This is a genomic window from Antarctobacter jejuensis, assembly GCF_052266595.1.
Taxonomy (GTDB): Bacteria; Pseudomonadota; Alphaproteobacteria; order Rhodobacterales; family Rhodobacteraceae; genus Antarctobacter; species Antarctobacter jejuensis.
On record NZ_JBQQXJ010000001.1, the window covers coordinates 387,185 to 410,916 of the forward strand.

The following is a 23,732-nucleotide window of genomic DNA, read 5'->3' on the forward strand; positions in this document are numbered from 1 at the left end:
GCGCCCTTTTTTCATGCCCGGGATTCGGCCCGCCCGGCGTCCCCCCTTTCACTCGATAGCTCCGGGAAATGACGGGTTACTGTCCGCCCACAGCTTTGGATTCAAATCCGATTGACGGTGCCAACCGGTGCAGTAACGTGCCGGTGTTTATCCAATATTGTGGGGAAAAATGTCCGATTTCAATTACGTGCAGGATTTCGTCTATGATCCGGCAGGCACGCAGATCAACAATTCCATCGCTGGCGGATCCCTTGCGGATGAGGACAATGACGACCAGTTCGAAACCGGCGATCAGACCTTTTCGACCAACGATTACGTGGGCACCATCACGGTCGGTGGCATTGAAATGCCGGTTTTCCAGCGTCCCGACGGCTCGCACCATGTGTACAACCCCGGTCCGGGCTGGGTTACTCCCCCGGCGAGTTTTCCGGGGGCGACACCGGGCGCGCATCTTTTCTGTTTCGCGGCCGGAACGCGGATTTCGACCCCTGACGGCACGGCGGCGGTCGAGGATCTAACCATCGGCGATGACATCCTGACCGAGGATGGCCGCTGTGTTCTCGTGAAATGGATCGGGCGTCAGACGGTACGCACGGCATTTGCCGCGTCGAAGCGGCAATTGGTCAGGCTTCGCGCAGGCTCGCTTGGCCATGGACTGCCAAATGCCGACCTGACCGTGACCGCCGACCACGGCATGGTGCTGGACGGATACGTCATCAACGCGTCCGCGCTTGTGAACGGCGACAGCATCAACTGGGTGCAGAGCGCCGAACTGGGCAACAGCTACACCGTCTACCACGTGGAAACCGAAGCGCATGACGTGATCCTCGCCAATGGCGCGCCTTCGGAAACCTTCATCGACTACGCAGACCGCCGCGCCTTCGACAACTATCTGCAGTACCTTGATCTCTACGGCGCTGAGCGGGTCATCCCGGAAATGGCCCGCCCGCGCATTTCAGCCCGACGACAATTGCCCTTGGCGATCAGGGACAGGCTGGGCGTCTTTCCCACCGAGGATTTGGCTCTCACGGCCTAGCCCCACCTGAAGCAGCGCAGGCTGCTTGAGGGACACGACAGAAGCAGGGGCCGCCGTCCCTTGCAGACCCCGCTCCGGCGGGGTCTACTCGTTTCATGACCCTGACCCTGATCACCGGCGCCTCCAACGGCATCGGCGCCGCCATCGCCCGCGAACTGGCCGCGCAGGGGCACAGTCTTGCGCTGACCTACCGCGATGACCGCCAAGGCGCCGAGCATCTTGCCTCCGAAACCGGGGCACAGATCTTTCACGCGGATTTCGCAGACCCCGGGGCCGCCGCGCGTCTGCATGCCGAAGTCACGCAGGCTCTCGGCCCGGTCCATACCCTCGTCAACAACGTCGGGCCGGGGCGCGCCACGCCCCTGTCGCCCGGCATAGGGGCTGAGGCGATGCAGATGATGCAGGTGGGTCTTGCCCCCGCACTGGACCTCTCGGCGCTCTGCGCGCCGGACATGGGCGCGGGCAGCGTCATCCTGAACATATCGTCGCTGAACGGGCGACTGCCCCCTGCCCGCGTCTCGGCCTTTGCCGCGTCAAAGGCGGCACTGGACGCCGCGACGCTGGCGCTGGCGCAAGAGCTGGGACCGCGCGGCATCCGGGTCTGCGGCATTGCCCCCGGACCCATCGAGCGCGACGATGCCCCGCGTCCCGACGATATCCGCGACAAGATCCGATCCCGCACCGCCCTGCCCCGTTTCGGCACGCCGCAGGACGTGGCCCAACTTGCGGCGTTCCTTGTGTCAGACAGGGCCGGGTTTCTTACCGGAGAAGTGATCGGGCTGCACGGCGGCTGGCAATAGCCTGCCAATTTCTCGGGCAGCCACGCCGAAAACCGCGCAAACCGCTCGCATTGCGGGTATTCCTGACCTGCGCTTCGGATGTTTCCCCCTGTAATTCAATCTCATTATCCCATGTGTTGAACACAAAGACTAATGAGGCAGACCCGATGAAACTCCTGACCCTTGTACAGGCCGCAGCACTCCTTCTCCTCGCCGTGATCGGCGCCTACGCCGCGCAGGACAGCGGTACCCCGCCCTGCACGGCCCCGACGGACGTGACCGTGTCCGTGACCTGCGAGCTCTGACCGCAGGCCCCGACGCGCGGGATTATTCCGGGTCCGGCTGTGGCGGGATGGTGCGCAGGTACAGGATCAGCGCATCCATGTCGTCCGCCGTCATCCGGGCCAGATAGCCATAAGGCATGGGTGGCATCATCTGGCTGCCGTCCGGCCGCACGCCCTTGGCAATCATGTCCTTCAGTTCCGCGTCCGAATACCCCGCCAACCCGTCCTCGTGCGAAGTGATGTTCGACGCCACCGACCCCCCCCAGGGCCCGTGGAATTCGAACCCGCCCCGGCCCAGATGAGTGTCGAACATCGGCCCCATGTCGCCAAAGGTCGTGTGACACTCCAGACAATGGGCCACCGGCCCGGCCAGATAGGCCCCGTATTCGACGCTTACGCCCTCTTCGGGATGCGGGACGCTGTCCAGCGGCGGTCCATAGGCGGGCGGCAAAGGGATGTTGTAGGTGCTCTTGCCCGGATCCAGATCGACCGCCGGGACAGAGCGCAGGTACATCACCATGCTCATCACGTCGTCATCCGACAGGCCCCGGTACAGCAGGATGGGCATCGGCGGCCCGATCACGCTGCCATCGGGGCGAATGCCTTCGCGGATGGCCTTGGCCAATTCGCCGTCCGTCCAATCGCTTACCGCACCCGCCGGCGTGATATTCGGTGCAATCGCGGTGAAAGCGGGGTTCTTCTCGACCAGACGCCCACCAAGGTTCTGATCCATCACCGGGCCCTGCGGCCCCAGCGGCGTATGGCAGTTGCCGCAGCCCGCAGGCCCCTCGACAAGGTATTCGCCGCGCTCAAGGCTCGGCTCTGCAAGGCCCATCGTGGCAGAGGTCAGCACGATGATCCCGCTTAAAATCGGTTTCATTTCCGTCTCCGTGAAATCAGTTTTTCTTGAAACAAGGCGACTCATGCACCTGCACAGAATAGCGCAGGTCGCGTCAGCCTCTCAGGGGAATCTTGTTCAGCGCCCCAGCGCCTCGTTCAGCCTGGGCACAAAGCGCTGCCGGTAGTCGGACCCGACCAGAGGGCCGACGAACTTGAACAGGACCGTTCCGTCACCGTCCAGGATAAAGGTCTCGGGCGGGGCCGTGACGCCCCAGTCGATGGCCGTACGGCCCGGTGGATCAAAAGCGATGGCAAGGAAGGGGTTGCCCTCATCTTCCAGATAGGCCGTCGCATTGCCCGCCTGATCCTTGAAATTCACACCGACGATGCGGATGCCGTCCGCCTTCATCTGCATCAGTACCGGGTGTTCGGCGCGGCACGGCGGGCACCAGCTGGCCCAGAAGTTGACCAGCGTCACCTCCCCCGCGGCCAGCGTTTCCGGCGTGATGGCGGCATAGCCCGGCAGCGCCTGATCGGTCATCGCCGGGGCCGGCTTGCCCTCGAAAACGGATTCGAGGTCATCTTTGCCCTCTCGCCCAAGGCCAAGGTAAAACAGCAGACCAAGCGCGCCAAAGATCACCGGCGGCAGGACCATCAAAGGCGACAGTTTAGCCATTCTTCACCCGTTCCTCGACCTTCTTCAGCTCTGCCCGCACCCGGCGCGCCCGCCAGACGCTGAAGATCACCAGCGCCACGATCAGCCCCAGCGACACGGCGTAGGACGACAGGACCGCGCCCGCGTATTTGCCAAGTTCCGGCATCATGCCATCCGCTCCCGCGCCAGCAGCGCCTTGGTCCGGCGCGCCCGGATTTCCGTCTGCGTGCGCAGGAAAACCAGCGCGATGAACAACAGGACAAAGCCCAGCCCCGACACCAGCATCGGGTAGAAATAGACGTTCGACACCTTTTCGGTGGTGTCGGCCCCCACCACGGCCTCTGCCCGCAGCACAGATTGCCCCTGATGCAGCCCCTGGTTCCAGAAATGCACCGCATATCGGCTGAGCACGGCAAAGACCGATCCCACAAGGCACAGGATCGCGGTCAGATCGGCGGCGGTGTCGTCATCCTCGATCGCCTGCCACAGCGCCATATAGCCAAGGTAGAACAGGAACAGCACCAGAAAGGCGGTCAGGCGCGGATCCCAGGCCCACCATGTCCCCCACATCGGCTGGCCCCAGATCGCGCCCGTCGCCAGCCCGATCACCGTCATCGTCGCGCCAATGGGTGCCGCGGCCCGCGCGGCCAGCGCGCTGACATGGTGACGGCGCACGATCCAGATCAGCGAGGCCACCAGCATCATCGCCCATGCGTTGATCGCCATCATCGCGGCGGGCACATGCAGGTAGATGATCTTGACGGTGGACCCTTGGCGGAAATCGTCAGGCGTAAAGAAAAAGCCCCAGATCAGCCCGACGGACAGACAGATCACCGCCGCCACGGACAGCCACGGCAATACCCGGTCCGCAGTACGGATGAACTTCACCGGATTGGCGTATTCCCAGATCGACATGGCCATGTGCCTCCCTACCCCCGGGGGTTACAGCGCAAATATCGCGCGGACGCAATACGTCAGCATGGCGCGCTCACCGCAGGTTGATGCGCAGCACCGCCGCGCTGGCAAAGGGCAGCAGCGCCGCGACGCCAAAGCTGATCCCGGCCAGCATCATCAGGGGCGTCTGCACGGGCAACCCCTCTGCCCCGCGCCGCGCCACCTCGGCCCCAAAGATCAACGTCGGCACATAGAGCGGCAGCACCAGCAGGGACATCAGCAATCCGCCGCGTTTCAACCCCACCGTCAGTGCCGCGCCAAAGGTGCCGATCACCGACAGCGCGGGCGTCCCCAGCGCGAGGCTGACAAAGACCCAGACGTATCCGGGCGTCGCAAGATTCAACAACACGCCCAGAACCGGCGCGGCCAAGACCAACGGCAGACCCGTGGTCAGCCAATGCGCCAGCGCCTTGATCGCGACGATCCCCTCCATCGGCAGCGGGGCGGTCGCCAGCAGGTCCAGCGACCCGTCCTCCCAGTCCAGCGCAAAGATCCGGTCCAGCGACAGCAGACAGGCCAGCAGCGCCCCGATCCACAGCACCCCGGGCGCAATCCGCCCCAAGAGGCCGGTCTCCGGCCCCACGCCAAAGGGCACCAGCACCGTCACGATCAGGAAAAACGCAAGCCCAAGGCCAAAGCCGCCCCCGGCCCGCACCGCCAGCCGCAAATCCCGCATCAAGAGCGCAATCACAGGAAGGCCTCGTCTTGCACGGCGGCGCGCGGCGTGGCGCGATAGGGGGCCACATCCAGCACATCCGCCTCCAGCCCAAGGTCGATATGGGTCGCCATCAGCGCCGATCCCCCGCCCGCCAGATGCGCCCTGACCGCATCGGCAAACAGCGCCACAGAGGCCACGTCCAGCGACACTGTCGGCTCATCCAGCACCCAGACAGGTCGCCCCGTCACCATCAGCCGCGCCAGCCCCAGCCGCCTTTTCTGACCTGCCGACAGGGTGCCGGCCAGACGGTCTTCAAGGGCCTCAAGGTTGAACGCCCGCAGCGCCTCGCCGATATCCGCCGTGCCGAACACCCGCGCCCAAAACCGCAGGTTCTCCCCGACACTCAGCATGGATTTCAACCCGTCCGCATGGGCGGCATAGGCGATCCGCTCGCCCGCGCCCTCAACCCGGCCCTGCATCGGTGGCTGCAATCCGGCGACGCAACGCAAAAGCGTGGTCTTGCCCGCACCATTCGGCCCCCGCAAAACCAGCGCCCGCCCCTCGGGCAGCACGAACCCGACGCCTTCCAGGATAGGAAGACCGCCGCGCGCCACCGTCAGATCGGACACTTTCAATTCCATGCCAGTGGCTTACCCCAGCCCGCGCCGACGCAAAAGCCCCAAGCCGCCCCCGCGACGCGATGACCGCGCAACGCCCTGCTTCTTTGGTTTTTCAGATACCCGCGGGGGAGTCGCGCAACGCGCGACGGGGGTAGCGCCCCCAAGCCCCGATTTTTCCCCGGAAAAATCGTGCCCAGCTCAGACCGGCAGTGCCGCAACGGCCACCCGCCGCCCCTCGCTCAGCAACACGTTGTAGGTCCGGCAAGCCGAGGGAGAGTTCATCGCCTCGACGCCCAGCCCGGCCTCCTCCAACTGGGTGCGCAGCGCGGTCGGCACATGCATCGTCTCGGCGCCGGTGCCCACGAACAGCACGTCCACCAGCCCCGCGAGGGTCAGCAAAGCCGCCGCATCCTCCAGCCCGCCCCAGTCCGAGCGGCCGCGATCCCACAAGAGCAGCGGCCCCTCATGGACATCGCCACCAACCCGGAAAAACCCGGGCCCGTAGCCGTCCACCGGCACCGCATCGGTATAGACAATCTCATTCAGTCGCATGCCGTCTTCCTACCCCCAAACCGGCAGCCCCGACAAGGCCGCCATCAGGATCAGAACATAGGCCACACCGCGATAAAGACGCTCTTTCGCCGGATCGAACAGCCGCCCGCCAACCCAGTTGCCCATCATGTTGGGCAGCGCCATCGCCAGACCGAACAGAAAGAACGACCCCTCCAGCCGCCCGAAGGCGCCCATGTAGCCCACCAGCATCAGATCATAGGCCAGAAGGAACAACAGGATGGTTGCCCGGATCATCCGCACCGGCAGGGGGCGCGACATGTAGAACAGGATCACCGGCGGCCCCGGCAGCCCCGCCATGCCGCCCAGCACGCCCGCCGTCGCCCCGATCGCCGTCACCATCCGCCGTTCGACGGTGCCGCGGTACCGCAGCCCCAGCGACAGAACCAGCAGCATGGCCAGCGCCAAAAGGCTGACCGCCCATTGAAATGCGTCGGGCGGCACCTGCGTCAGGATCCACAGGCCCAGGGGCAGGCACAGGCCACAGCCCAGGACCAGCCGCTTCAGATCGCCCCTGTCCACGTCGCCCCAGGCCCGGCGCAGAATCGGCACCGGACCGAAGAGGTCCATCAGGGTCATGGTGAGGATTGCGCCGAAGGGCGGCAGGAACTGCGCCGCCACCGGCAGAAAGACGAGGCCGGACCCGAACCCGGTAAACCCCCGGACCAGACCGGCCAGAAAGGCCGCGAACACGATCCAGCCCAGCCCCTCGGGGGCCGGGCCGAACACGTCAGGCATCGATGTCGCCGAACTGGTTGCCGGTGTTGTCCGCCGGCTTGGACCAGTCACGCTTGACCCCCAGCCGCATCAGCATGGCCGAGGCCACGAAGATCGACGAATAGGTGCCGACGATGACGCCCCAGATCATGGCAAAGACAAAACCGCGGATCACGTCCCCGCCCAGCACGAACAGCGCAATCAGCGCCAGCAGCGTGGTGAAGGAGGTCATGAAGGTCCGGCTCAGCGTCTCGTTGATCGAGAGGTTGAGCACCTCTTTCAGGTCCTTGGTCTTGTACTTGATCAGGTTCTCGCGCACCCGGTCGAACACGACCACGGTGTCGTTCAGCGAATAGCCCACGATGGTCAGCAGCGCCGCGATGATGGCGAGGTCGAACTTGATCCCGACCTCGGAAAAGATCCCGATGGTCAGCACCACGTCATGCACCAGCGCCACGACCGCACCGACAGCAAACTGCCATTCGAACCGCAGCCAGATGTAGATCAGCACCGCCCCGATCGCCAGCACGACAGCGATAGCCGCCGTCTGGATCAATTCGCCGGAAACCTTGGGGCCAACCGATTCCACCGACACGAACTTGATGTCCGGCGAAATCTCGACCAGTGCCGCCTCGGCCTGCGCGATGACCTCGCTCGATACGGCTTCTTCGCCGTCCTGCGCGCCGATGCGCACCATTGCGACGTTCTCTTCGGGGCCGAAATTCGGGTCGAAGACCTCGGAAATCACCACGTCGCCCAGATCCAGCGCGTCCAGTGCGGCGCGATAGGCGCCCACGTCCACCGGCTGCGCGCTTTCGGTCCGGATCGTGGTGCCGCCCTGAAAGTCGATGCCATAGTTCAGACCGCGCACGCCAAAGCTGATCAGCGCCAGCACCATCATGAAGGCCGAAATCCCCAGCCACAGCGCCGGTCTCGAAAAGAAATCAAAGTTGGTCTCTTGAGGTACCAGTTTCAGGCGCATGTCAGACCTCGATCGTTTTCGGACGGCGGCGTTCGAACCAGATGACGATCAGCAGCCGCGTGACGAAGATCGCAGTAAAGACAGAGGTCAGGATGCCAAAGCCCAGCGTGACCGCAAAGCCGCGCACCGGACCGGACCCCATGACATAGAGGATCACCGCCGTGATGAAGGTGGTGATGTTGGCGTCCACGATTGCGCTCAGCGCCTTTTCATAGCCTAGCTCGATGGCCCGCGCCGGACCGCGCGCGGTGCGCAGTTCTTCGCGGATCCGCTCGAACACCAGCACGTTGGCGTCGACGGCCATACCCACGGTCAATACGATGCCCGCGATGCCCGGCAGGGTCAGCGTAGCGCCGATCAGGCTGAGAAAACCGAACATCAGCCCGATGTTCAGGATCAGCGCCACATTGGCAAAAACGCCGAACAGCCCGTAGCTGAGGAACATGAAGACCAGCACCGCGACAAAGGCGACGATGGTCGCGATCTTGCCCGCGTCGATGCTGTCCTGCCCCAGTTCCGGACCGATGGTCCGTTCTTCAAGGAACACCATCTTGGCCGGCAGCGCACCGGCGCGCAGCAGCACGGCCAGATGCGTCGATTCCTCGACCGTGAAGTTGCCCGTGATGATGCCCGATCCGCCGGGGATGTGGGACTGAATCACCGGGGCAGAGATCACTTCGTCGTCAAGGACGATGGCAAAGGGAGAGCCGATGTTGTTGGCGGTATAATCGCCGAACTTACGCGCGCCCGAGGGGTTGAAGTTGAAGTTCACTGCCGGACGGCCGTTCTGGTCAAAGGCGGGCTGCGCGTTGGTCAGTTCCTCGCCCGTGACCACAGGGGCCTGTTCCAGAATGTAGAAGACCCCCTCGTCGTCCAGTGACGGCAAAAGCTCGTTGCCCACGCCCGGCGCCTCGGAGGCATCCGTCGTGCGCGTCACGACCGGCTGAAAGGTCAGCTGCGCCGTGGTGCCGATGATTTCCTTCAGTTCCTGCGCCGATCCGATGCCCGGCACCTGGATCAGGATACGGTCAAAGCCCTGCCGCTGGATTGTGGGTTCCCGCGTGCCGACCTCGTCGATGCGGCGGCGGATGATCTCAAGGCTCTGCTGCATGGTGCGGTCGTCCATGGCCTGACGTTCGGCCTCGGACAGGGTCACGACCAGAACGTCGTTCTCGCTGCTGACCTCGATGTCAGAGGCGCCCGCCCCTGTCAGCGACACGACCGGCGTGGCCAGATCGCGCACAACCTCCATCGCACGCGCCATGCCCTCGGGCTGTGAGACACGCACGCGCAATTCGCCCGGCACCCGCGACGGCTGCAGGCGGATGGTGCCCACGGTGTCCCGCTCGGCGCGCAACACGTCGCGCACCTCGGGCCACAGCGCCTCCATCCGCGCCTCATAGACGTCCTCGACCTGAACCTCGGCCAGCAGATGCGCGCCGCCGCGCAGATCCAGCCCCAGGTTCACCAGCCCCGAGGGCAGGAAAGAGGGCCAGTTGCCCAGCGCCGTCCGGTTTTCCTCGGTATCGAAACCCGCCTCGATGGCCTTGGCCGCGTCGTTATGAACCTCGACGCGGGTATAAAAGGCATTCGGCATGGCGAGCAGCAGGCCGACCACCACGGTGGCCCAGATCAGCACGCGCTTCCAGAGATCGACCTGCAGCATCTGGGATCAGCTTTCCGCGGGTTCGGTCTTGGACAGAACCTGTGCGACGGTGGCCTTGACCACGCGAACCTTCACGCCCTCGGCGATCTCGACTTCAAGTTCCTTGTCGTCCTTGACCTTGACGACCTTGCCGATCACGCCGCCCTGGGTGACGATCTGATCGCCCCGGCGCAGCGCCGCGACCATATTCTGGTGATCCTTCATCTTCTTCTGCTGCGGACGGATCAGCAGGAAGTACATGATCGCGAAGATAAGGATAAGCGGAAGAAACTGGCCGATGGCTTCCATAGGGATGATGCTCCTGTAGAGGGACAGCGGGGCACCCCCCGCGAAATTGCGCGGAACCTATGCGCGGCACGGCCCAGATGCAAGGCGGCCCGGCCCCGTTCGCCCGTGTTTCGCCCCGCGCCCCGGCCGATGGCGACGCAAATTGCCGCTGTCCCGCGGAAAGCCCGGCCTTGCCTCTTCCCTCGCCCTGCCCTGACGCTATCGTTGTGGCGATGCTGTTGCGCCTGTTCCTTTTGCTGATGCTGCCCGTCGCCCTGCACGCCGGCGAAGAGGATGCGATTGGCCGCCTGAACACCGCCGGATACCGCACCACGGAAATGTGTACCGCCACGCTGATCGCGCCCGCGCTGATCCTGACGGCTGCGCATTGCGTCACCCGGCCCGAGGACGGCTATCTCAAACGGGTGGATGACATGGTCTTTGTCGCCGGCTGGGATGGCGCGGACCATACCGGCGCCGCCCGGATAAAAGAGGTGCATGTGCACCCGCAGGCCTATGCAGAGGGGCGTTTCGACATCCGCCATGACCTTGCGCTGGCCGAATTGACGGAACCGCTGACACCCGCGCCGCTGACCTTCGGCAACGGCACCCTGCCCGGCCCGCTGACCCTGATGGGCTACATGCGGTCGCGCCCGCACCGGCTGACCATCACCCCCTATTGCTATGGCGAAGCGGTCTCTGGCCTCTGGCGGATCGGCTGCCGGGTGGAACCGGGACAGTCCGGCGGCCCGGTCATCCTGGGAGAGGGCCAGGCGCGGCGCGTGGTCGCGGTGATCGTCGCCGTGACAGAGGAACAGGCCCTTGTGGTGCCCGTCGACGGATGGCTCCGGCAACAATTCGCGGCATCCCGTTGAGTTTGCGCCCGAACCGGCCCGCGGCCTCTACCGTCCTTTGCCAAGTTGGGGCATAACCCACCCGACTCAACCGCACGCTAGAAAACTGGAGGAGACGATGCACGACATCCGCGCCATCCGCGAAAATCCCGAAACCTGGGACGCGGCGCTTGTCCGCCGGGGGGTGGAACCGATGTCCTCGTCCGTTCTGGAACTGGACCGCGCCCGCCGCGCCGCCATCACCGCCGCCGAAGAGGCGCAGGCCGAACAGAACCGCGCCTCCAAGGACGTGGGCCGCGCCAAGGCCAGCGGCGATGAGGCCGAATTTGAACGCCTGCGCGCGCTGGTCGCTGCGAAAAAGGCCGAAGTGGCCGAAATGCAGGACAAGGCCAAAACGCTCGACGCCGAACTGACCGACCTGCTCATGGGCATCCCCAACCTGCCCTTCGAGGACACGCCCGACGGCAAGGATGAGGACGACAATGTCGAGATCAAGCGCTGGGGCACCCCGCGCGAACTCGATTTCGCGCCCAAGGAACATTTTGACATCGATGGCGTAAAGCCGGGCATGGATTTCGAAGTGGCGGCCAAGCTCTCGGGCAGCCGTTTCGTCGTGCTGTCCGGCGCCGTGGCCCGCATCCACCGCGCGCTGGCGCAGTTCATGATCAACACCCACGTTGATGAAAACGGCCTGACAGAGACATGGACCCCCGTCCTTGTCCGCCCCGAAATGATGTATGGCACCGGTCAGCTGCCGAAATTCGGCGAGGACAGCTATGAAACCACCAATGGCTGGTGGTTGATCCCGACCTCCGAGGTGACGCTGACCAATATCGTCAATGGCCTGGTGGTCGAAGAGGGTTACCTGCCGCGCCGCTACGTGGCCCATTCGCAGTGTTTCCGCTCCGAAGCGGGCAGCGCGGGCCGCGACACGGCGGGCATGCTGCGCCAACACCAGTTCGAAAAGGTCGAAATGGTCTCGATCACCAAGCCGGAAAACAGCCGCGCGGAACACGATCGCATGACCGGCTGCGCCGAGGGCATCCTCGAACGGCTGGGCCTGCCCTACCGCACCGTGGCACTCTGCACCGGGGACATGGGCTTTGGCGCGCAGCGCACCCATGACATCGAGGTCTGGCTGCCGGGTCAGAACACCTACCGCGAGATCAGCTCTGTCTCGCTCTGCGGCGATTTTCAGGCGCGCCGCATGAACGCCCGCTACAAACCCGCCGAGGGCGGCAAGCCGGAATTCGTGCACACGCTGAACGGCTCCGGCCTTGCGGTGGGCCGCTGCCTGATCGCCGTGCTGGAAAACGGCCAGCAGGCCGATGGCTCGGTCGATCTGCCAGAGGTGCTGCACCCCTATCTGGGCGGCAAGACACGTCTGAACGCCGACGGGACGCTGGCATGATGGCCTCCGGCACCGTCTCCAGCGCAAAGCCCAAGGCATGACGCGGCTCTGGTCCATCCTCTGCGCTGTTGCGGCGCTGGCCTTCGCGGCCTCGCCCTGGCTTGCACCCGGGTTCAACGGGTTCGAGCCCTCGCAATTCCCGGTCCCGCTGGAGGACCCGCCGGTGCAACCGGCGGGCTACGCCTTTGCGATCTGGGGTTTGATCTATGTCTGGCTGATCGTCGGCACGGTCTTCGGCGCGCTCCGGCGCGGCGACGATCCCGACTGGGCGCCGATGCGGCCCATGCTCTTCGCCAGCCTCGCCATGGGCATCGTCTGGCTGCCGCTGGCCACGGTCTCACCAGTTGCGGCCACGGTTCTGATCTGGGCCATGCTGGGCACCGCTCTTGTTGCCCTCTTCCGCGCCGGGGACACCGATCGCTGGCTGCAACAGGCCCCCATCGCGGTCTACGCGGGCTGGCTCTCGGCGGCGGCCTGCGTGGCGCTTGGCGTGGTGATCGGCGGCTATGGCTGGATGCCCCCCACCCCGGCGGCCCTGCTGGCGCTCTCGATCTGCATGGCGCTTTCGGTGATCATGCAATACCGGCTGCACCGCGCGCCGGAATACGGCATCACGGTGATCTGGGCGCTGGTCGGGGTCGTGGTGCAGAACTCGCAGCCCTTCAACGCCGCCGTGGCGCTGCTGGCGGTTGTCGGCATGGTCGCCATCCTGGGCGTGCGCGGCACCGATACCGAGTAATTCTGGACAGACCCGCGGGCCGGGGCCTAGGCTTGGGTCGAAATTTTCCAGAACAAAGGCCATTGCCATGCGCGCCCTGTTTTTCGCAACCGTCCTCAGTGTCTTGCCGCCAATGGCCATGGCGCAGGAAACCACGCACCAGAGCGAGGCCGCCATCGCCGGCACCTACGCGGTCAGCGGCCGCAACCCGGACGGCTCGGCCTATACCGGCACGGTCGTGCTCCGCCAGCAGGGCGCGGACTACAACATCGCATGGTCCATCGCAGGTCAGGACTACCAGGGCACCGGCCGTCTCGAAGGCCGCGTGCTGACGGTAAACTGGCAGGGCGACTCCAATCCGGTGGTCTATGTGCTGATGCCCGACGGCGAATTGCATGGCACCTGGGCCGATGGCCACGCGCTGGACCGGCTGGCCCCGCAGCGCTGACGCCGGATCGCCGCCCAGCCGTCTGTTCGCCGGAGCCGCCTCTCGCTTGATGCCGGAAAGAGGGGAGCGCGCCGCCGGTGCAAGGGGGCGCAGCCCCGCGCCTTGCGCGGCTTGCCCTTGCAGCGGGGGCGGGCTTGCCTCAGGCAGCAATTCAGCGAGAGGGGGATCCGGCGAACAGACAGCGTCCTGTTCACGGGTGGGTCCCGAAGCGAAACCCGCGCCCGTCAGGGCAGGCGCAGCCCTTCAAGTCTTACCAGGAGGTTAAAACGTCCTCGTAACCCCTTGAATCCACATTCCCCCTAAGCTGTCCACGCGTGGACACCCCCTCAGGACTTCTTCGCCTGCAGGCTCCCAAGGTGCTTTTTCAGCGCGCCGGCGTTCTTTTTCTTGCGGCCCTTGTAGGGGTTCTTGTCCCCCTGCCCGCGCATGGTCAGACGGATCGGCGTGCCCGGCATGTCGAAATCCTCACGCAGCCCATTCACAAGGTAGCGCGAATAACTTTCCGGCAGCTTGTCGGGCAGCGAGCACATCACCACAAACGCCGGCGGCCGCGTCTTCACCTGCGTCATGTAACGCAGCTTGATCCGGCGGCCCTGCGGCGCGGGGGGCGGATGCCGCTGCACCATCCCCTCCAGCCAGCGGTTCAACTGCCCGGTCGACACCCGGCGGTTCCAGACGTCATAGGCCTTCATCACCGCCGCCTGCAGCTTGTCCAGACCCTTGCCGGTCCGCGCCGAAATGGTCACCAAGGGGGCACCGCGCAACTGCGGCAGGACATGCTCGAACTGCTCGCGCAGCCACTTCAGCTTTTCCTGCTTCTCGTCCTCGATGTCCCACTTGTTGACCGCAACGACCACGGCGCGGCCCTCACGCTCGGCCAGATCGGCGATCTTCAAATCCTGCGTCTCGAAGGGGATCGCCGCATCCAGCAGCACAACCACCACTTCGGCGAACTTCACCGCCCGGATGCCGTCCGAGACAGACAGCTTCTCCAGTTTCTCCTGCACCTTGGCGCGCCGCCGCATCCCGGCGGTATCGAAAATCCGCGTCGGCACCCCGCCCCAGTCCAGCTGAACGGAAATCGCATCCCGCGTGATCCCGGCCTCCGGCCCGGTCAACAGCCGGTCCTCGCCTAGGATCGCGTTCACCAGCGTCGACTTGCCCGCATTGGGGCGCCCGACCACGGCGATCTGCAAAGGCTTGTCCTGCGTCGGCACCCGCGCTGCCGTCTCCGCATCCTCGTCGTCGCTGACCGCGATATCCGTCTCGGGCGCATCCGCCTCGGCGCGTTCCGCAAATTCCTCGGAAATCGGCAGGAGCACGCTGTAAAGCTCGTTCATCCCCTCGCCATGCTCCGCCGACAGGCGCAGCGGCTCGCCCAGCCCCAGCCCATAGGCCTCCAGGATACCGGCATCCGCTGCCGACCCCTCGGCCTTGTTGGCGGCAAGGATCACATGCGCCGAGCGTTTGCGCAGGATCTCGGCAAAGATCTCGTCATCAGGCAGGATTCCCACGCGCGAATCCACGAGGAACAGACAGACATCCGCCATATCCACCGCCCGCTCGGTCAGCCGCCGCATCCTGGCAGGCAGGGAATCGTCGCTGGCGTTCTCCAGCCCAGCGGTATCGATCACCGTGAACCGCAGGTCGCCCAGCCGCGCCTCGCCTTCGCGCAGGTCGCGGGTCACACCCGGCTGGTCGTCGACCAGCGCAAGACGCTTGCCGACAAGACGGTTGAACAGGGTCGACTTGCCCACGTTGGGGCGGCCGACGATGGCGAGCGAGAAAGTCATGAGCGGCTCCGCGGATCAGGCGCGCGGCTTAGCGCATTTTCAACGCGCGCGAAAGAGCAATGCGACCACACCGCCGGAGACCAACCCCGCCCAGACCAAGGGCCCGCGCACAGACAAGACCGAGGCAAGGCTTCTTTGGGTTCCCAAAAACCTTGGGGGACCGCGCCTCGGGCGCGGTGGGGGCAGCGCCCCCACACCCGAGCCAATGGCCCAAAGGGCCGTTGCGCGAGTGACCCTGCGCGCGCGCAAGCGCGCTCATCTAGGTCAAGGGTTAGCGGTAGGCGTGCAACACGCCCTTGCGGGACACAGCATACAGCGTGCCACCGGCCACCACTGGACGTGTCGTGGCGCCACCGGGGATGGCAACCTCCTGCACGATCTGCCCGTTGGCCGGGTTGAAGATACGCAACTTGCCGTCCGAGCTCGCCACGATCAGGCGATCCCCCGCCAGTATCGGACCGTGATTGGCAAAGGCCTTGTCCCGGCGGCGGTTGGGGTTGCGCGAAGGTTCATAGCCCGGCAGTTCCGTCGACCAGATCTCCTGCCCGGTGCGCGCGTCCAGCCGCACAAGGTCGTTCAGGTCAGAGACGAAGAAGACCGAATCGCCCGCAGGCCACATCGGCCCCAACGCACCGCGCTTGGCGGTCCAAAGACGCTCTCCGTTGTAGACGTTCAGGGCCACGACGCTGCCCGAGTGGTTGCCGGCGAAAACCGTATCACCCGAAATCAGCGGATCGCCCGTCACGTCATCGATACCGGCAATGGTGAACCCGGACCGACGGCCAAGGATATCGGCGCTCCAGACCCGCAGGCCGCCTTGGCGGAACGCGCCCTGCACTGTGCCCGATCCAAAGGAGAAGATGACGTATTTGTCGTTCACCGCCGGTGCAGGCGCACCCGCGATATTGTTGAGGTCCTTGGCGCCGTCCATTTGCCAGCGCACCCGGCCGTCCCCGGCCTCGATGGCCCAGGCCGTCTGATCGCCCGACACCACATAGACCAGACCGTCGCGATACGAGGGCGCACCCGTGGCGGTGTTGTTCAGATCCTGCTCCCAGAGCTTGCCGCCCGTTGCCGGATCCAGCGCGGTCAGCTTGCCGAAACCGGAAGAGACAAACAGCTTGCCGTCACCATAGGCCAGACCGCCGCCCTGCCCCTGGGGCGCCTTGTCCCGTATCGGAACCAGCGATGCGCTCCACAGGGTTTGCCCGCCCGTCGAGGTCGCGCGCACGACGTGATCGGCATCCATTGTATAGATGCGGCCACCGGCAACGATCGGATCGACGTTCAGGCGCTGCTTGCGTCCGTCCCCCGCGCCGATGGAGACCGAAAACAGCGGCTGAAGTCCCTGTCCAAGGGCGGCATTCGTCACGCGGACATGGGGTGAGACCGGGCTTTGCGACCAATCGGCATTTGCCACTTTCTTCGGAGCGGAAAAGGCCCGGGCCTGCGCATCAGGCTCCGCCGCAACGGTGGCGTCCTCGGCATACTCCCCGCTCAGGGCATCGCGCACGTTCAGCCGCTCCCCCGGAAGGATCTGCTCACGCTCGGAACATCCGGCAGCCAGCGCCATCGCGGCCAGCGAAATCAGCAGAGAGGTGGTGCGCAGCATCTCGTTACCCTTTCGTCACCTTGCGGGGGCCCGCCCCCGAGGTCTGAGCCGCTTGGGCTCAAGTCCCGGGCGGTGTACCGCCCAGTGCCACAATCAGTTGCGAGGCGCGGCGGCGCAAGCCCTGCGTGGCCTCGGAGTCTTCGACCAGGCGCCCCAGTCGCGTCAATGCCGCTTGCCGCTCGCCGATCTCGATATCGATCAGGGCCAGTTGTTCCTCGGCCAAAAGGCGCAGCGGTTGCCCCGGCACGGCCAGCGCCTCGAACCCGGCGCGGCGCTCATCGACAGAAAGCACCTCTGTGCCGCGGGTCAGCGCCTTGTAGCTGGCAATCTGGCGGTAGATCGACGGAATTTCAGAATTGTCCGCCACCGCCTGCAGGCGCTTGACCGCCTCGGCATCGTCACCTGCGGTGCCCTCTTCGGCGGCGGTCAACATGTCCAGAACGGCCTGGGCGCCCGTTGTCGGCGCCTCGATTGCCTCCAGCGCACCGATCCGTGCCGCTGCATCGCTGCCGTCCAGCGCCGTCACCACGCTGTCGCCAAAGGCCTGCGCCTGCGTCTCTGCCGAAGCAATTCGCCATTCGCGGTAAGCCGTACCGCCGACGATCAGGACAACGATCAGAACGCCGACCCAGCCCCATTTGCGCATCCAGGCAAAGAGGCGGTCGCGTTTGACCTCTTCGGTCACCTCTTCGATAAAACTGTCGGCGTCGCTCACCGGGGCCCCCATCCATCTAGATTTTCTCTCTCTTACATGTCCCGCCTGCGGGTGCCAAGGCGGGAACGGTTGCATCCTGCGCCTGCCTGTCGAACGGGCGGTTCTTTGCATGAGCGGGAAAAATGTCCGAAATTCGCGATGATTTGACCAAAAACCGGCTGCTTGACTTGCATTTCGGAGGGCTGTGGTTGAAGCGCGCGCCTTGACGGCATAAAACTGAACAGTACGGTTCAGGCGTCTTGCAACGTGTCCTTGGGGGAACATGCGGCTGCTGCTGAAAGAGCTTTTTGAAATTTCGCGCCGGTCCAAGGGTTGGCGCAAGAAGGACTGACAGACGATGCGCATCATGTCGATCTTGACCGCGTGCCTTGTGGCGGCCGTGCTTTATGCCCTTGTGATGGAACGTGACAGCCTGTTGCAATTCGCGCGGGACATGGCCCCGGCCCCCTTGAACGGCAGCGACGACGGGGCCGAGCCGACAGATGCGCCCGATCCCGCCGCTGATCCGGCCCCTGCGGCTCTGGCGGTCGACGTCCTGCCCGAAGGTGCCGTGCGCGTGATGGCGCGCCGTTCGGTGGCACAGGTGGTCGACAGCGCCGTGATCCTGCGAGGAGAGACAGAGGCCGTCCGGCAGGTCAGTGTCATGTCCGAAACCTCGGGCAAGATTTCGTCGGAGCCTTTGCGCAAGGGCGCGATGGTGGCGGCGGGGCAACTGCTTTGCGAAATCGATCCGGGCACCCGGCAGGTGTCCCTGCAGGAAGCGCTTGCCCGGCTGACGGAATCAAAGGCAAGCCTGCCAGAGGCGAAGGCCCGGCTAGCCGAGGCCGAGGCCGCGGTGCCCGCCGCCCGTGCGCGCATTCTGGAGGCCGAGGCCGCGGTGCCCGCCGCCGAGGCGCAACTGGCAGAGGCCCGGGCCGGCGTTCCGGCGGCGGAGGCGCGCCTATCCGAGGCCAAGGCCCGCATCCCAGAATACGAAGCCCGGCTTGAGGAAGCAGAGGCGCGCGTCCCCGAAGCCGAAGCCAAGCTGGCCGAGGCCAAGGCAGGCGTTCCCGCCGCAGAGGCGCGTTTGAAAGAAGCCGAGGCAGGTATTCCCGCGGCCGCCGCCGGGCTGGCAGAGGCCGAAGCCCGCGTCCCCGAGGCAGAGGCGCGTCTGAAGCAGGCGCAGGCACAGGTCCGGGAGGCCGAAATCAACCTGCGCGCCGCACAGGAACTGGCACGCGACGGGTTCGCCGCCCAGACACGGTTGGCCGCGGCCGAGGCCGCCAACGAAGCGGCCCTGACCGCCGTTCAAACCGCGCAACTGGGCCTGAAATCGGCTGCAGCCGGGATCGAGGCGGCGAAATCACAGCTTGAAGGTGCGAAGGCCGCAGTCGAAACCGCCAAGAGCCAGATCGCCTCCGCCAAAGCGGCGGTTCAGGCTGCGGAAAGCGGGATCCGCAATGCCAAGGCGGGCGTGATCTCGGCCAAGGCGCAAATCCAGAACGCGCTGGCGGGCGTGCAATCGGCGGAAAGCCAGCTGGAGGGCGCCAAGGCCGCCGTCGCCTCTGCCCTGTCCGGCGTCGAAGGGGCCAAGGCCGCCGTCATTTCCGTCAGATCACAACTGGAAGGCGCGCTGGCGAGCGTCCAATCCGCCAAGACCGGAGAGCAAAGCGCGCTCAGCGCCATCCAGGCATCGGAGGCCGCCGTCGCCACCGCGCAAAAGGAAATCGAAAGACTGAAAATCCACGCGCCCTTTGCCGGGTTGCTGGAAACCGATACAGCCGAACTGGGCACCCTGATGCAACCGGGATCGGCCTGCGCGACAGTCATCCAGATCAATCCGATCAAGATCGTCGGCTATGTGCCGGAAACCGATGTGGCGCGGGTGGAACTGGGCGCGCGGGCCGCCGCGCGGCTGACCAACGGGCGCGAGGTGGTGGGCAAGGTCACCTTCGTATCGCGCAGTTCTGATCCGACGACCCGAACCTTTGCCGTTGAACTGACCGTCGACAACAGCGACCTGTCGATCCGCGATGGCGAAACCGCCGAGATCGCCATCGAGGCCGAAGGCGCCAAGGCGCACCTGCTGTCTTCATCCACGCTGACTTTGAACGACGAGGGCAAGCTGGGCGTACGCACCGTGACCAAGGACGATGCGGTCCAGTGGATGAACGTCGCCATCCTGCGCGACACCCGTGACGGGGTCTGGGTCACAGGGCTGCCCGACACGCTGGACGTGATCACCGTGGGCCAAGAATATGTCACCAACGGCGTGACGGTTGTGCCCAGTTATGAGGATGTCATCCAATGACCGGGGTAATCGACTGGGCCGCCGCCCGCGCGCGGATGATCCTGGCCTTTATCGTGCTCAGCCTTGCAGCGGGGGCCTATGCCTATGTTTCGCTGCCCAAGGAAGGTGAGCCGGATATCGAAATCCCGGCTCTTTTCGTTTCTGTCCCCTTCCCCGGCATTTCGGCCTCTGACGCCGAAAAGCTGTTGGTCAAGCCGATGGAAAGCGAGCTGAGCGACCTTGACGGCCTCAAGAAGATGACCGCCACGGCTGCCGAAGGCTATGCGGGTCTGTCGCTGGAATTCGAGTTTGGCTGGGACAAGACGAAGATCATCGCCGATGTGCGCGACGGCATGAACAACGCAGAGGCCGATTTCCCCGACGGCGCCGAACAGTACAGCATCAACGAGATCAACTTTTCCGAATTCCCGATCCTGATCATCAACCTGTCCGGCCCGGTGCCGGAACGCACCCTGAACAAGGTGGCCAAGGACCTGCAGGACCGTGTCGAGGCGTTGGAGTCCGTACTGGAGGCCGGGATCGCCGGGAACCGAGACGAGATGCTGGAGGTGCTGATAGATCCCCTGCGACTGGAGGCTTACAACGTCACGGCAAGCGAGCTGATCGCGGTCGTCCGGAACAACAACCAACTGATCGCGGCGGGCGAGGTCGAGACCGAGACCGGCGCCTTCGCGGTGAAGATCCCGTCAAGCTTTGACGAGGCCCGCGACGTGTTCAACCTGCCGGTCAAGGTGAACGGCGACCGGGTGGTCACGCTGGGCGATCTGTCGACCATCAACCTGACCTTTGAAGACCGCAAAGGCACGGCGCGCTTCAACGGCGAGCAGACCGTCGCGCTGCAGGTGGTCAAGCGCAAGGGATTCAACATCATCGACACGGTCGCGCAGGTGCGCGAAGTGATCGACGCAGCGCAGGAAACATGGCCGGATGAGCTGCGCGCCGTTCTGAACGTGGGCAGTTCCAACGACCAGAGCCGACAGGTGGCCAGCATGGTCAGCCAGCTTGAAGGCTCGGTCCTGACGGCCATCGCGCTGGTGATGATCGTGGTGCTGGCCTCTTTGGGACTGCGCCCTGCCCTGCTGGTGGGTTTCGCCATCCCGACCTCTTTCTTGCTGTGCTTCGTACTACTGGCGCTGATGGGGGTGACGATCTCGAACATCGTGATGTTCGGCCTGATCCTTGCCGTGGGCATGCTGGTCGACGGTGCCATCGTCGTGGTGGAATACGCCGACAAGCGCATCGCGGAAGGCACCGGCCCGATGCACGCCTATGTCGAGGCCGCCAAGCGCATGTTCTGGCCGGTGGTCTCCTCTACCGCGACCACGCTTTGCGCCTTTCTTCCCATGTTGTTCTGGCCCGGTGTCGCGGGCGAATTCATGGGCATGCTGCCGGTCACGCTGATCTTTGTCCTGTCCGCCTCGCTGGTTGTGGCGCTGATTTACCTGCCGGTCATGGGCGGTGTTTCGGGGCGCTTTTCCCGCAACGTGGGCCGCGCGGGCAACTGGCTGCGGGCACGCCTGCACTGGAGCCTGCGCATCCTGCTGGTGCCTGTTGCGCTGCTGGGCCTGTTCACCGGCGCCATGATGGTGCTGAACCCCGACTACCTGTTTCCGTCCCAGGCAGAGGGCTTTGCCGCCCGCCTGCCCGGCGTCGTGATCTTCATGCTGTTTGCGGTGATCGCCTCTGTGGTCATGGATGCCGCCGAGATCCGCCGCCCGCCGAGAAAGGTCGCAAGCGGAACCCGGCGCAACCTGTTCGGTTGGGTCATCAAGGGCATCGCGGGCAATCCGATCATGCCACTGGTGACCGTGGGCGCGGTGATCTTTTTCGTGATCAACGTCTTTGCCTATTACGGCGAAAACAACAACGGCGTCGATTTTTTTGTCGAGAGCGAGCCCGAACAAGCCATCGTCTATGTCCGCGCGCGCGGCAACCTCGGCCTTGCCGAGAAGGACGCCTTGGTAAAGCGGGCCGAGCAGATCGTGCTGACGCATCCCGGCATCCTCAACGCCTTTTCCTTTGCCGGCGAAGGCGGTCTGGACAACAACACTGGCGGCGCGATGGCCCCCAAGGACACTATAGGACAGGTTCAGCTGGAAACGATCCCATGGGAGGATCGCCCGGCCTATGCCCGCCAGAACGGCATCCCGCTGGCCCAGTTGGACGGCGACGTGATCCTGGAGGACCTGACGGCCAAGCTGGAGCGAATTCCGGGTGTCGAGATCGAGATCCTTGCCCAGGCTCGAGGACCCGCCAGCGCCAAGCCGGTGCATCTGCGTCTGAAGGGCGACAACTGGAACGACCTGTTGCAGGCCGCCACGACTGCGCGCGAAAAATTCGACACCACCCCCGGTCTGACGCTGATTGAGGACACCCGCCCCCTGCCCGGCATCGACTGGGAGATCGACGTCGACGTCGAAAAGGCCGGACGCTATGGCGCAGACGTGGCGACCGTGGGCGCGATGGTGCAACTGGTCACGCGCGGCGTGCTGCTGGACGGCTATACGCCCGGCGGTTCGGACGACGAGATCGAGATCCGCGTCCGTCTGCCAGAAGAAGATCGCGTGCTGACCACGCTGGACAGCCTCAAGGTACGCACCGCCGATGGTCTTGTGCCGCTGGTCAACTTCATCACGCGAAAGCCTGTGGCCAAGCTGGCCGAAATCGAACGGATCGACCAGAAACGGTTTTTTGACGTCAAAGCCGGGGTGCAGGAAAGCCTTGTCGAGGTCGGCTGGGACGTGACCCGGACCGGGCCGGATGGCGAAGATGTGACCGAGTTCGAGCCACTGCTGACCGCGATTGAACTGGAGCCGGAAGAGGCCGGAGAGGACGCCGCCGAATGGCGTCATGACTTTGGCCGCGCGGCGCATTTCGAACAACTGATGGGCAAGAACATCCGTTACTTCGACCAGATCCGCCTGCTGGGCGACCTGACCCTTGACGACATCACCGCCCGCGCAGGGACCGACGGCTTCTCCAAGCTCAAGGTCGTTCCCGTGACCGGGACAGAGCGGATCGAGGCGCTGACCACCTGGTTGGAAACCAATCCCTTGCCTGCAGGCATCGAATGGGAATGGACCGGGGATCAGGAAGATCAGGAAGAATCGCAGGCTTTCCTGCAGTCGGCCTTTACCGGGGCGCTGTTCCTGATGTTCATCATCCTGCTGGCGCAATTCAACAGCTTTTACAACGCGGTACTGGTGCTGCTGGCGGTGATCCTGTCGACCACCGGCGTGCTGATCGGGATGCTGGTAATGGATCAGTATTTTTCCGTCATCATGACCGGGACGGGGATCGTGGCGCTGGCCGGGATCGTGGTGAACAACAACATCGTCCTGATCGACACCTATCAGGATTATTCCCGCTACATGCCCCGGATCGAGGCCATTGTGCGCACGGCACAGGACCGTCTGCGGCCCGTTCTGCTAACTACGATCACCACGATGGCCGGTCTTGCCCCGATGATGTTCGGCCTGTCGCTGGACTTCTTCGGCGGCGGCTATTCGATCGACAGCCCGACCGCGCTGTGGTGGAAAAACCTCGCGACGGCGGTGGTCTTTGGTTTGGGGATCGCGACGGTTCTGACGCTGGTCTTCACCCCGTCGATGCTGGCGATCCGGGTCTGGTTCACCACCTATGTCCTGTGGATCGCCCGCCTGCTGGCCCGGCTGTCGCTGGGCCGCAGCAGCCGTGCGGCGCGGGACTGGGCATTGAACCGGGCCGCCCGGCAGGTCAAGGCGCCAGAGATCATCTGGGAGGACGACAGTGCGCCCAATGTCGACCGGAGCCCGGAACTGCGCGCGGCGGAATAGGGTTGGGCAGGCAGGTTTCGGTTCGCCGTCGCGGACCGATCCACTCGC

The 23,732-nt window shown here is 64.9% G+C and carries 23 protein-coding genes; 9 read left to right on the forward strand and 14 right to left on the reverse strand.

The genetic code is table 11. The features are described from left to right. The first annotated feature begins 169 nt into the window (after positions 1 to 169). The 3 genes from ACTXGA_RS01870 to ACTXGA_RS01880 all read left to right on the forward strand — a co-directional run bounded on the left by ACTXGA_RS01870 (position 170) and on the right by ACTXGA_RS01880 (position 2,120). On the forward strand, positions 170 to 1,036 hold the full coding sequence (locus tag ACTXGA_RS01870) for a Hint domain-containing protein (protein WP_443391408.1): 867 nt from the start codon (positions 170 to 172) through the stop codon (positions 1,034 to 1,036). Between the two features lie 95 nt (positions 1,037 to 1,131). Further along, a complete protein-coding gene (locus tag ACTXGA_RS01875; RefSeq protein ID WP_443391410.1) occupies positions 1,132 to 1,836 on the forward strand; it encodes an SDR family NAD(P)-dependent oxidoreductase in 705 nt (234 codons plus the stop codon). A gap of 146 nt (positions 1,837 to 1,982) precedes the next feature. After that, entirely contained in the window at positions 1,983 to 2,120 is a 138-nt protein-coding gene (locus ACTXGA_RS01880) for a hypothetical protein (RefSeq protein WP_443391411.1), read from the forward strand. Between the two features lie 22 nt (positions 2,121 to 2,142). Here the strand turns inward: ACTXGA_RS01880 and ACTXGA_RS01885 are convergent, their stop codons facing one another. From ACTXGA_RS01885 to yajC, 11 genes are all read right to left on the reverse strand, one after another. Then, the gene (locus ACTXGA_RS01885) at positions 2,143 to 2,979 is read right to left on the reverse strand and encodes a c-type cytochrome (protein WP_443391413.1); all 837 of its coding nucleotides are present in this window, start codon (positions 2,977 to 2,979) and stop codon (positions 2,143 to 2,145) included. Between the two features lie 96 nt (positions 2,980 to 3,075). Further along, positions 3,076 to 3,615: a DsbE family thiol:disulfide interchange protein gene (locus ACTXGA_RS01890; protein WP_443391414.1), complete on the reverse strand. Its 540-nt coding sequence runs from the start codon at positions 3,613 to 3,615 to the stop codon at positions 3,076 to 3,078. Then, the gene (ccmD, locus tag ACTXGA_RS01895; RefSeq protein WP_443391416.1) at positions 3,608 to 3,763 is read right to left on the reverse strand and encodes a heme exporter protein CcmD; all 156 of its coding nucleotides are present in this window, start codon (positions 3,761 to 3,763) and stop codon (positions 3,608 to 3,610) included. The genes ACTXGA_RS01890 and ccmD overlap by 8 nt, the downstream gene beginning before the upstream one ends. Then, entirely contained in the window at positions 3,760 to 4,509 is a 750-nt protein-coding gene (locus ACTXGA_RS01900) for a heme ABC transporter permease (RefSeq protein ID WP_443391417.1), read from the reverse strand. The genes ccmD and ACTXGA_RS01900 overlap by 4 nt, the downstream gene beginning before the upstream one ends. A gap of 73 nt (positions 4,510 to 4,582) precedes the next feature. Then, a complete protein-coding gene (gene ccmB / locus ACTXGA_RS01905; protein WP_443391418.1) occupies positions 4,583 to 5,239 on the reverse strand; it encodes a heme exporter protein CcmB in 657 nt (218 codons plus the stop codon). Continuing rightward, positions 5,236 to 5,847 carry a heme ABC exporter ATP-binding protein CcmA gene (gene ccmA / locus ACTXGA_RS01910; protein ID WP_443391419.1) on the reverse strand — a complete coding sequence of 204 codons (612 nt, stop codon included), beginning with the start codon at positions 5,845 to 5,847 and terminating at the stop codon, positions 5,236 to 5,238. Before ccmA ends, ccmB begins: the two co-directional genes overlap by 4 nt. A 177-nt stretch (positions 5,848 to 6,024) precedes the next feature. Further along, positions 6,025 to 6,378, reverse strand: coding sequence for an Mth938-like domain-containing protein (locus ACTXGA_RS01915; RefSeq protein ID WP_443391420.1), 354 nt, complete (start codon positions 6,376 to 6,378; stop codon positions 6,025 to 6,027). A gap of 9 nt (positions 6,379 to 6,387) precedes the next feature. Further along, positions 6,388 to 7,134, reverse strand: a complete 747-nt coding sequence (locus tag ACTXGA_RS01920; protein WP_443391421.1) for a sulfite exporter TauE/SafE family protein — start codon at positions 7,132 to 7,134, stop codon at positions 6,388 to 6,390. After that, complete coding sequence (secF, locus tag ACTXGA_RS01925) at positions 7,127 to 8,095, reverse strand: protein translocase subunit SecF (protein WP_443391422.1); 969 nt, start codon at positions 8,093 to 8,095, stop codon at positions 7,127 to 7,129. The genes ACTXGA_RS01920 and secF overlap by 8 nt, the downstream gene beginning before the upstream one ends. Position 8,096: 1 nt before the next feature. Beyond that, on the reverse strand, positions 8,097 to 9,761 hold the full coding sequence (gene secD, locus ACTXGA_RS01930; RefSeq protein WP_443391423.1) for a protein translocase subunit SecD: 1,665 nt from the start codon (positions 9,759 to 9,761) through the stop codon (positions 8,097 to 8,099). 6 nt (positions 9,762 to 9,767) lie between these two features. Beyond that, the gene (gene yajC, locus ACTXGA_RS01935) at positions 9,768 to 10,049 is read right to left on the reverse strand and encodes a preprotein translocase subunit YajC (protein ID WP_443391424.1); all 282 of its coding nucleotides are present in this window, start codon (positions 10,047 to 10,049) and stop codon (positions 9,768 to 9,770) included. Positions 10,050 to 10,219: 170 nt separating this feature from the next. Here yajC and ACTXGA_RS01940 point away from each other — a divergent pair, with 170 nt between their 5' ends. The 4 genes from ACTXGA_RS01940 to lfb1 all read left to right on the forward strand — a co-directional run bounded on the left by ACTXGA_RS01940 (position 10,220) and on the right by lfb1 (position 13,459). Beyond that, a complete protein-coding gene (locus ACTXGA_RS01940) occupies positions 10,220 to 10,903 on the forward strand; it encodes a trypsin-like serine peptidase (RefSeq protein WP_443391425.1) in 684 nt (227 codons plus the stop codon). Between the two features lie 97 nt (positions 10,904 to 11,000). Beyond that, entirely contained in the window at positions 11,001 to 12,293 is a 1,293-nt protein-coding gene (gene serS / locus ACTXGA_RS01945; RefSeq protein WP_443391426.1) for a serine--tRNA ligase, read from the forward strand. A gap of 37 nt (positions 12,294 to 12,330) precedes the next feature. Then, a complete protein-coding gene (locus ACTXGA_RS01950; protein WP_443391427.1) occupies positions 12,331 to 13,032 on the forward strand; it encodes a TspO-related membrane protein in 702 nt (233 codons plus the stop codon). A 67-nt stretch (positions 13,033 to 13,099) separates the two neighbouring features. After that, positions 13,100 to 13,459, forward strand: a complete 360-nt coding sequence (gene lfb1 / locus ACTXGA_RS01955; RefSeq protein ID WP_443391428.1) for an LIC10280 family protein — start codon at positions 13,100 to 13,102, stop codon at positions 13,457 to 13,459. A gap of 326 nt (positions 13,460 to 13,785) precedes the next feature. Here the strand turns inward: lfb1 and der are convergent, their stop codons facing one another. The 3 genes from der to ACTXGA_RS01970 form a co-directional block, all read right to left on the reverse strand. Beyond that, positions 13,786 to 15,252: a ribosome biogenesis GTPase Der gene (der, locus tag ACTXGA_RS01960; protein WP_443391429.1), complete on the reverse strand. Its 1,467-nt coding sequence runs from the start codon at positions 15,250 to 15,252 to the stop codon at positions 13,786 to 13,788. A 271-nt stretch (positions 15,253 to 15,523) separates the two neighbouring features. Beyond that, the gene (locus ACTXGA_RS01965) at positions 15,524 to 16,864 is read right to left on the reverse strand and encodes a PQQ-like beta-propeller repeat protein (protein ID WP_443391430.1); all 1,341 of its coding nucleotides are present in this window, start codon (positions 16,862 to 16,864) and stop codon (positions 15,524 to 15,526) included. A 58-nt stretch (positions 16,865 to 16,922) separates the two neighbouring features. Continuing rightward, on the reverse strand, positions 16,923 to 17,579 hold the full coding sequence (locus ACTXGA_RS01970; RefSeq protein ID WP_443391431.1) for a tetratricopeptide repeat protein: 657 nt from the start codon (positions 17,577 to 17,579) through the stop codon (positions 16,923 to 16,925). 346 nt (positions 17,580 to 17,925) lie between these two features. Here ACTXGA_RS01970 and ACTXGA_RS01975 point away from each other — a divergent pair, with 346 nt between their 5' ends. Beyond that, positions 17,926 to 19,869: an efflux RND transporter periplasmic adaptor subunit gene (locus ACTXGA_RS01975; RefSeq protein ID WP_443391432.1), complete on the forward strand. Its 1,944-nt coding sequence runs from the start codon at positions 17,926 to 17,928 to the stop codon at positions 19,867 to 19,869. Beyond that, a complete protein-coding gene (locus tag ACTXGA_RS01980) occupies positions 19,866 to 23,684 on the forward strand; it encodes an efflux RND transporter permease subunit (protein ID WP_443391433.1) in 3,819 nt (1,272 codons plus the stop codon). The genes ACTXGA_RS01975 and ACTXGA_RS01980 overlap by 4 nt, the downstream gene beginning before the upstream one ends. Positions 23,685 to 23,732 lie beyond the last annotated feature (48 nt).

What these genes read in the sequence shown, in the direction of transcription:
- ACTXGA_RS01880 (WP_443391411.1), top strand. Translation starts at nt 1,983, where the DNA reads ATGAAACTCCTGACCCTTGTACAGGCCGCAGCACTCCTTCTCCTCGCC.
- ACTXGA_RS01975 (WP_443391432.1), top strand. Translation starts at nt 17,926, where the DNA reads ATGTCGATCTTGACCGCGTGCCTTGTGGCGGCCGTGCTTTATGCCCTT.
- secD (WP_443391423.1), bottom strand. Translation starts at nt 9,761, where the DNA reads ATGCTGCAGGTCGATCTCTGGAAGCGCGTGCTGATCTGGGCCACCGTG.
- ACTXGA_RS01885 (WP_443391413.1), bottom strand. Translation starts at nt 2,979, where the DNA reads ATGAAACCGATTTTAAGCGGGATCATCGTGCTGACCTCTGCCACGATG.
- lfb1 (WP_443391428.1), top strand. Translation starts at nt 13,100, where the DNA reads ATGCGCGCCCTGTTTTTCGCAACCGTCCTCAGTGTCTTGCCGCCAATG.
- ACTXGA_RS01980 (WP_443391433.1), top strand. Translation starts at nt 19,866, where the DNA reads ATGACCGGGGTAATCGACTGGGCCGCCGCCCGCGCGCGGATGATCCTG.
- ccmD (WP_443391416.1), bottom strand. Translation starts at nt 3,763, where the DNA reads ATGATGCCGGAACTTGGCAAATACGCGGGCGCGGTCCTGTCGTCCTAC.
- secF (WP_443391422.1), bottom strand. Translation starts at nt 8,095, where the DNA reads ATGCGCCTGAAACTGGTACCTCAAGAGACCAACTTTGATTTCTTTTCG.
- ACTXGA_RS01965 (WP_443391430.1), bottom strand. Translation starts at nt 16,864, where the DNA reads ATGCTGCGCACCACCTCTCTGCTGATTTCGCTGGCCGCGATGGCGCTG.
- ACTXGA_RS01900 (WP_443391417.1), bottom strand. Translation starts at nt 4,509, where the DNA reads ATGTCGATCTGGGAATACGCCAATCCGGTGAAGTTCATCCGTACTGCG.
- der (WP_443391429.1), bottom strand. Translation starts at nt 15,252, where the DNA reads ATGACTTTCTCGCTCGCCATCGTCGGCCGCCCCAACGTGGGCAAGTCG.
- ACTXGA_RS01875 (WP_443391410.1), top strand. Translation starts at nt 1,132, where the DNA reads ATGACCCTGACCCTGATCACCGGCGCCTCCAACGGCATCGGCGCCGCC.
- ACTXGA_RS01950 (WP_443391427.1), top strand. Translation starts at nt 12,331, where the DNA reads ATGACGCGGCTCTGGTCCATCCTCTGCGCTGTTGCGGCGCTGGCCTTC.
- serS (WP_443391426.1), top strand. Translation starts at nt 11,001, where the DNA reads ATGCACGACATCCGCGCCATCCGCGAAAATCCCGAAACCTGGGACGCG.
- yajC (WP_443391424.1), bottom strand. Translation starts at nt 10,049, where the DNA reads ATGGAAGCCATCGGCCAGTTTCTTCCGCTTATCCTTATCTTCGCGATC.
- ACTXGA_RS01890 (WP_443391414.1), bottom strand. Translation starts at nt 3,615, where the DNA reads ATGGCTAAACTGTCGCCTTTGATGGTCCTGCCGCCGGTGATCTTTGGC.
- ACTXGA_RS01870 (WP_443391408.1), top strand. Translation starts at nt 170, where the DNA reads ATGTCCGATTTCAATTACGTGCAGGATTTCGTCTATGATCCGGCAGGC.
- ACTXGA_RS01920 (WP_443391421.1), bottom strand. Translation starts at nt 7,134, where the DNA reads ATGCCTGACGTGTTCGGCCCGGCCCCCGAGGGGCTGGGCTGGATCGTG.
- ccmA (WP_443391419.1), bottom strand. Translation starts at nt 5,847, where the DNA reads ATGGAATTGAAAGTGTCCGATCTGACGGTGGCGCGCGGCGGTCTTCCT.
- ACTXGA_RS01915 (WP_443391420.1), bottom strand. Translation starts at nt 6,378, where the DNA reads ATGCGACTGAATGAGATTGTCTATACCGATGCGGTGCCGGTGGACGGC.